The sequence below is a fragment of the Candidatus Neomarinimicrobiota bacterium genome (genome assembly GCA_041862535.1).
GTDB lineage: Bacteria > Fidelibacterota > Marinisomatia > SCGC-AAA003-L08 > TS1B11.
In genome coordinates this window covers 1-7,057 of the sequence record JBGVTM010000339.1, presented here as the reverse complement: position 1 = coordinate 7,057, position 7,057 = coordinate 1, and the positions used below count along the sequence as shown (strand labels likewise).

8 protein-coding genes are annotated in these 7,057 nt (G+C 48.6%); 6 read left to right on the top strand and 2 right to left on the bottom strand.

The features are described from left to right. The first annotated feature begins 27 nt into the window (after positions 1–27). The 4 genes from ACETWG_12245 (at position 28) to ACETWG_12230 (ending at position 1,501) form a co-directional block, all read left to right on the top strand. Positions 28–132, top strand: a complete 105-nt coding sequence (locus ACETWG_12245) for a hypothetical protein (protein ID MFB0517357.1) — start codon at positions 28–30, stop codon at positions 130–132. 9 nt (positions 133–141) lie between these two features. After that, complete coding sequence (locus ACETWG_12240; protein ID MFB0517356.1) at positions 142–477, top strand: RHS repeat-associated core domain-containing protein; 336 nt, start codon at positions 142–144, stop codon at positions 475–477. A 177-nt stretch (positions 478–654) separates the two neighbouring features. After that, the gene (locus ACETWG_12235; GenBank protein ID MFB0517355.1) at positions 655–1,344 is read left to right on the top strand and encodes a hypothetical protein; all 690 of its coding nucleotides are present in this window, start codon (positions 655–657) and stop codon (positions 1,342–1,344) included. Beyond that, positions 1,337–1,501 (top strand): hypothetical protein, encoded by a 165-nt coding sequence (locus ACETWG_12230; protein MFB0517354.1) that lies wholly within the window; start codon positions 1,337–1,339, stop codon positions 1,499–1,501. The genes ACETWG_12235 and ACETWG_12230 overlap by 8 nt, the downstream gene beginning before the upstream one ends. A gap of 185 nt (positions 1,502–1,686) precedes the next feature. On the opposite strand, the gene ACETWG_12225 is transcribed toward ACETWG_12230, so the two are convergent. Together ACETWG_12225 and ACETWG_12220 are read right to left on the bottom strand one after the other, a co-directional pair. After that, the gene (locus ACETWG_12225; GenBank protein MFB0517353.1) at positions 1,687–2,835 is read right to left on the bottom strand and encodes an aldose epimerase family protein; all 1,149 of its coding nucleotides are present in this window, start codon (positions 2,833–2,835) and stop codon (positions 1,687–1,689) included. 278 nt (positions 2,836–3,113) lie between these two features. Next, positions 3,114–4,355 (bottom strand): DUF819 domain-containing protein, encoded by a 1,242-nt coding sequence (locus ACETWG_12220; protein ID MFB0517352.1) that lies wholly within the window; start codon positions 4,353–4,355, stop codon positions 3,114–3,116. 589 nt (positions 4,356–4,944) lie between these two features. On the opposite strand from ACETWG_12220, the gene ACETWG_12215 reads away from it, so the two are divergent. Together ACETWG_12215 and ACETWG_12210 are read left to right on the top strand one after the other, a co-directional pair. Next, complete coding sequence (locus ACETWG_12215; GenBank protein MFB0517351.1) at positions 4,945–5,997, top strand: dihydrodipicolinate synthase family protein; 1,053 nt, start codon at positions 4,945–4,947, stop codon at positions 5,995–5,997. Positions 5,998–6,114: 117 nt separating this feature from the next. Beyond that, positions 6,115–7,057: diacylglycerol kinase family protein (locus ACETWG_12210; GenBank protein ID MFB0517350.1), on the top strand; the 943-nt coding region annotated here is incomplete at its 3' end.

The following is a 7,057-nucleotide window of genomic DNA, read 5'->3' as shown; positions in this document are numbered from 1 at the left end:
GGTGCCCAATATGACGCTGACGGCAACCTGCTGGCAAAGTCGGAACAGGACTTTATGGTGATTCCTTACTACGCTTGGGCGCACCGTGGTAAGGGCGAGATGGCGGTATGGTTGGGAAGGGACCGGTACTAAAAAGGGCCACTGAGGGGCAGTAGAAAAGAAGAGGACACCGAATTCGGCCTGTACTACTTCGGGGCGCGGTACTATCCCGAAGGAATCCCTACGGGACGATCCCCGGCGGGGCGTTTTGCCCAAACAGACCCCCTGTGGCAGGACTACCCCGGCTGGAGCCCGTACGTGTACGGGTTGGATAATCCGCTAAAGTATGTGGACCCAGGTGGCAAGCAAACATGGCCTTTACCGTATAGTGAAATCAAGAGGGGAGGAGGCCAATCCCAATCACTGACGTTAAAGCCCTACAAGAGGAACAAATGGAACATATTCTTAAGGTGTTGGAAAAAGAGTTGGCAGAACTAAGATAGATGAACCTAAGGTGTAAATGCTTGAGAAAGAAATTTGTCTTGTTATAAGCCAAGGTTAAAGTGAAACTAGCGTGTATTTATAGGTGATAAGTCTATGGGTAGTAATTATAAATCCATTATGTAACAACTATGTGCAGATGGTTTAACAATATCGAAGAAAGGAAACAAGTTAATGATTTTGAAAATAAGCTGTCTTTTTCATCCAATATTTATCTTTTTTATAGTTTCTATTTATAGCTCTAATAATCAGGCCGCAATAACGGGGCAACAGGTCGAGGAATCATTACCGCAAATAGAATTAATAGGGAAAATTGAGCAAGATGAGTTGGCCAGGATTAAACAGAATCACGTTTTATCAGATTCAAGTGTTTGTTGTTATAGCGTCTACAAGCTTGAGGAGTTGCCGAATTACTTCATAGTTAATTACGGACAAATAATCCGGAAGGATTTTACTAACTGGAATTTCCTCGTTCTTGATCAAGAATATAATATTGTTTTAAAATCTAATTGGTATCATGATGACTGGCCCAGTATGCCTCAATCACTAGATATCAATCAAGATAGTGTGAATGATTTAATTGTAAACTTTGGCACTGAAGATGGAAGTTCTATATTTATCTATTTACAGGAAGAAGATGGATTTAAGCTAGTTTTTCATTCTCCACCTTATGAAATATGGGTATATGATGTAAAAACGAAGAAACATGTAGATAATGGTTATTCATTCGTAAATATTGACGAGGACAAGGAGTTAGAACTTGTGTTTCTTTATTTGGATTTGGATCAAGACTTCATCTCAGAGAAAAGAAATGTTACCTATGATCTCCAGGATGGTGAGTTCGTGTTAATTAAGTATGAGTAACCTCTACTACTTCGGCGCCCGCTACTATGCCCAAGGGATCCCTAAGGGACGATCCAGAGCTGGGAAGGTGGACACAGGTGGACCCGCCGACAAACGGGTTCCCGAGCGGGAGAATAACCCTCCCTTCCCGGCAGGGGCCGGGTTCTCTCCCTTTTAAGGGAGTGCTTCGGCGTTGCCGTCTACGGCGAGTCGGCCTCGCGAAGCGAGCAGGGAGGGCTAGTCTTCGGCGCGCGGTATTATTCCGAGGGGAATCCTCCGGGACGATCCCCAGGTGGGCCGCTGGACTCAGCCCGATCTGCTGGCGAACAAGTACTCCGGCTTGAGCCCATACGTGAAGCGCTGCTATTCGGCAGAGAACTTATAGACCGTTGTTTGCCTGTATTCCTGACCCGGTTCCAGGACCGTCGATGGAAACTGCGGGTTGTTGGGTGAATCGGGATAATGCTGCGCTTCAAGGGCAATAGCCGAGCGGTACTGGTATACCTTTCCGCCCTTGCCAATGTTACTTCCGTCCAGGAAGTTACCGGAATAGAACTGCATACCGGGCTCAGTAGTATGCAGTTCCAGCACGCGTCCGGTAGCGGGCTCGTAAACCCGAGCGGCCAGCCTCAGCGAACCGTCATAATTATTCAATACCCAATTGTGGTCATAGCCGCCGCCAACCCGCAGCTGCTCATCATCCTCATTAATCCGGGCCCCGATGGGTGTGGGGCTGGTAAAGTCCAGGGGTGTGCCCTCAACGCTGCGTGCCTCGCCCGTCGGTATCAATCCCGGCCCAACCGGTACGAAGTGGTCGGCATTAATCATCATCTCATGCCCCAAGATGTCGCCTTCGCCGGCACCGGCGAGGTTAAAATAGGAGTGATGCGTGAGATTGACGATCGTCTTTTTGTCCGTGGTTGCGAAATAGTCAATCTTAAGCTCGTTCGCATTAGTCAGCGTGTAGACCATCTCGACAGATAAGTTGCCTGGATAACCTTCCTCACCATCCCCGCTCAAATAGGTGAGCTTGAGAGCGGGACCATCCTTGCTGGAGATTTCCTCGGCCTGCCAGAGGACCTTGTCGAATCCCTTCAACCCCCCATGCAGGTGGTTTTCACCATCATTGGTAGCGAGCGTATACTCCACCCCATCCAGCACGAATCTACCCCTCGCAATGCGGTTACCATAGCGGCCGACAATCGAGCCAAAATAGGGGTTATTCTGAAGGTACTCTTCGAGAGTATTGTACCCCAGTACAACATCATTAAGCTGCCCATTCCGATCAGGAACCTTCAGTGAAACGACAATGCAGCCATAATTGGTAATCTTCGCTTCAATGCCGTTCGCGTTGGTCAACGTAAAAAGATCAACCGGTCTTCCATCAGGAGTATGGCCGAATAGGATTCTGGTAATAGTTGCTTTGCCCGGTCCGCTGGCCACGCAGCCGAAAAGCGCTAATGTGACGATAGCCCCCATTGTGAGGGTTTTTGGATCTATAAATAAGCTCATTATGTTACCTTTTTAGCTAAACAAGTTATGTTCCAGACAATTTCAGGACATTATCGGATTCCCGATCGCTACGACTATCTTATGCAGTCCATCTTAACCACTGCCCCGTTCCAAGTCAACTGTCTGCTATCCTTAATCGGTGAACCGTGGAGGAATACCACAAGTCGCGGGTCCTTCCATTGGAGCTGTTTGGGGAAAGGCCCTTGCTTCGTCCCGGTTGTGAGAGTGATCCGCTGATATGCCGGTAATAGCACGACAAAGCGAGTCGTCGGCAATATTCACGGGGCAACCATCTGCATCAGTATCCCACAAATCCAGGCGCAGTAGGTGCCGAGAGCATATCCCATTACCGCCAGCAATACGCCCACAGGCGCCAAGGCCGGATGAAAGGCGGAGGCAACTATGGGTGCAGAAGCCGCCCCACCAATATTGGCTTGGCTTCCTACCGCCACAAAGAAAAATGGTGCTCGAATTATCTTACCAACTAACAACATGATACTGACATGAATCAGCATCCATACAATTCCTATTAAAAACAATTGCGGACTCTTAAAAATAGCCAGAATGTCCATCCGCATCCCAATGCTGGCAACTAAAACATATAATAGTAAGCTACCGTACCGTGAAGCGCCAACTCCTTCCAATTTTCTAGCTCTGGTAAAGGAAAGCAGTAAGCCTCCCGTGGTTGCAAAGACTACGATCCAAAAGAAAGGAGAGGTCAGACTGAATCTTTCCAAAAAGGGAGCATTTTCGACAATGAAAGGTGTTATTAAATCTGAGCCAAAATGAGCTATGGCAGTAATACCAAAACCGACTGCCAACACGGAAGTAACATCCGTCAGGCTGGGAATACGTGCAATACCGGCACGATAATCTTCGATATTTTTACGTACTCTTTCAATGGCGGAAGTATCTCCCTTAAACCATACATCAATTTTATTTGAAATCCCGGCGCCATACAAAAGAAATGCCATCCAGATATTCGCCACAATTACGTCAACAGTAATCATGGCTCCAAAAAGATTATCGCTCACACCAAAAACTTCTTTCATCGCAGTTTGATTGGCTCCGCCACCAATCCAGCTTCCGGCAACAGTTGCCAGTCCGCGCCAGACGGCATCTGGGCCAGTACCGCCAACAATGTCGGGCGCAAGATAGGAAAAAATCAGGACTGTAATCGGCCCTCCAATAACAATGCCAGCAGTACCGGCCAGAAACATAGTCAGCGCTTTTGGCCCCAGACGCATGATTTCCTTAAGATCGATGCTTAATGTCAGCAGGATCAGGCTGGCAGGTAATAAAAATCTGGAAGAGACAAAATATAAATTGGAATGCTCTCCGGATATTATGCCCGCCGAGTTCAGAACCGAAGGAATAAAATAGCACAATAATAACGAAGGTACGTAAGTATAGAATTTTTTCCAGAAAGCGTTAGAACTATGAGAGGTTTTGAAAACAAATGCTAAGATGCATATTAAGATGCCGAGAACAACTGCATCATTGGTAAATAGGGGTTTCATTCATAAGTCCCTTATTGCGATAGCTATCTCCATTTTTCATATGCACATATAAATGACTAAAGACCACATATTTAATGACAAATAACTCCAATATTGAATGACCGGCACTAACCGGCGAATATGCTGGTCATCAGCACTATGATCTCCTATAGCATATGCTGATATGCTGCAACACCTGATCTGGCCATACCTCCCTGTGATCAATGATAACAAGCGATAGGCCAAGATGTCAATATAATCCCCGTGCAGCCGTTTATCTTCAGAATGGGTTGGAGAACTTGGGCTAAAAACTAAGGGGCACACAGCACGATTTCCACTACTGACCAGGTTGAGGACCATCGGACTGGCAAATACCGGGACGGCGAACAGCAGCACTCCGTCCGAACCAGGCTGCAACTGGATTCTGTCAAGTTAATGGCTTAATACATTAATTTTGAACCTACGACGCTCCGAGGGGAGCATTAGCGCCTGCTGATAAGACCGGGCAGCTAGATAGCAGGACTTTGAATGATCATGCTACGGTACTACGATAAAACCTGTCATTCCCGGAACCCTATCAATCCAGTTTAATACCTGGCAGAGAGATACGATGGATACAACCCACACCCTGCGGAAGCAACTGATAAGGACTCTTTTCCCGGACGGGGTTCCGGAGCTCTGGTGTCCGCTGTTGACCCACTATCAGGATGACGGCAGCATAGATACTGCGCGCATGGCCCGGCACGCGGAGTACCTGCGGGCATGGATTCGCGGGTATCTTATCCCCGGATCAACCGGGGACGGATGGGAACTTGACGCTTCACAGAAAGCGGAGGTGCTGACCTTCAGTGTACGGATGGCCCAGGCTTCCGGGGCCCGAATTCTGGTCGGTATCCTGGAAACCGACCCGGAAGCGATGCTGCAGTCGATAGCCGATTCACTGGCCTTCCTCAAGCAGATCAGCGGCGAGGAGTCGGTCACGGAGTCTCTGGCTGCAGCGCGTGTGTGCGGTTTCACGGTGTGCCCGCCGAAAGGCAAGTCGCTCTCACAAGAGGCTATCCATGCCGGACTATCGCAGGTAATGAGCAGGGGAGTCCCCATCGCGCTATATCAACTGCCACAGGTAACCGGCAACGAGGTAGATCCGAAGAGCTTTGAGGCCCTTGCATCCCAGTTTGACAATTTCATTTTCTTCAAGGATACCAGCGGTAGTGATCGCATCGCACTCTCGGGCAGGTTCCGTGATAGCGGGATTTTCTTCGTTCGGGGGACGGAAAGCGACTATATCCGATGGCTGAAAAGCGCAGGGGGACCATACGACGGTCTTCTGCTCAGCTCGGCCAACACCTTTCCCGAGCAGCTGGCAGCGATCATCAAGGATTCGAAAAAAACAACTGCCAGGGTGGAGGCTGAAAGGCTTTCTACCAGGTTGTCAGATGCTATGTCACAGATATTGGCACTGGTTCAGGACGTACCCAGCGGGAATCCTTTTGCCAATGCAGGCAAGGCCATCGACCATTATTGTGCCTTCGGGGCAGCCGCACGGAAACTGCAGGGACCGAGGCTTCACAGCGGCAGGTACCTATCATCCGAGATCATCTCGGCCACGGGCGACATTCTCAACCGCTACGGACTGATGGCTGAAAAAGGCTACCTGGTGTGACGTTGGTGAGTGAATGACCGCTGAAGGTGTTGTAGGTCTTCAAAGCCTTTTTGACAGCTTGATCTAAAAACTAAGCGGGAAATTCTGCGTTTTCTAAGGTTCAGTTATTGCACTCTCATGAATAAAACAAAATTGAGCCAGCCATTTATCATTTGCAACCCAGCCGCGGGTGAGGGTCTGGCTGCCCGCAGATGGGAAAAATTCAGAACTCAACTCCGAGAGCAGGCACTTCAGTTTGAATACCAACTGACCCGCTATCCCGGCCACGCTGCTGAGATCTCGTTGGCTCTCATCGCAAAGGGCTACAGACGGATCGCCGTATTCGGAGGAGACGGCACCCTCAATGAAGTCCTCCAGGGTCTCATCAGGGATGATCACGGGCCGCCAGGCGACCTTCAAATCATTTTTCTGGGTGCCGGGAGCAGTTGTGACTTCGAGAAGCGGTTCCCCAAGCGTCTGAATCTGTTGGAGAGACTGCTATCAGACCAACCACATACCATCGATATCTGCAAAGTAGAATGCCGCGATCTCAATGGATCTTCTGTGGTGAGATATTTCCTTAATAATTCCAGTGTCGGAGTTATTAGCCTCGCGATACAAAAATTCAATACCGCCCGAAATATCACCAAACTACTCAAACGCTTCAGCGTCGATGCCGCCGCCCTGATTTCCGGCTTCAAGGCCCTGATGCAGTTTAATGAACTCCTTTGCGATATCAATCTCGATAAGGAAAAAATTAAGGGCCAGAAATTGAGTAATTTGACAGTGTATAAATCACCGTACTTCGGCGGTGGAATGTACTTTGGCAAGGAGACCAAGCCCGATGATGGTATCTTAAGTATTGCCATGATCGACGCGGTTCCCCGCTTAAAACTACTTGGTATGATTCCCTCGCTATATACCGGGAATATTTTCAGCAGAGAAGCGGCTCATTATACGCAGTGCCGGACCTTCGAGCTCTTTACTGACCAGCAGGTTTTCGTAGAGACAGATGGTGAAATTATTGGTTACCCGCCAGCAAAGTACTCAGTAATCGAAAACAGACTCAGTGTGATCATAT

Bases quoted from the DNA above. Each gene is read 5' to 3' on its own strand.
- ACETWG_12235 (MFB0517355.1), top strand. From the start codon at position 655: ATGATTTTGAAAATAAGCTGTCTTTTTCATCCAATATTTATCTTTTTT.
- ACETWG_12215 (MFB0517351.1), top strand. From the start codon at position 4,945: ATGGATACAACCCACACCCTGCGGAAGCAACTGATAAGGACTCTTTTC.
- ACETWG_12230 (MFB0517354.1), top strand. From the start codon at position 1,337: ATGAGTAACCTCTACTACTTCGGCGCCCGCTACTATGCCCAAGGGATC.
- ACETWG_12225 (MFB0517353.1), bottom strand. From the start codon at position 2,835: ATGAGCTTATTTATAGATCCAAAAACCCTCACAATGGGGGCTATCGTC.
- ACETWG_12220 (MFB0517352.1), bottom strand. From the start codon at position 4,355: ATGAAACCCCTATTTACCAATGATGCAGTTGTTCTCGGCATCTTAATA.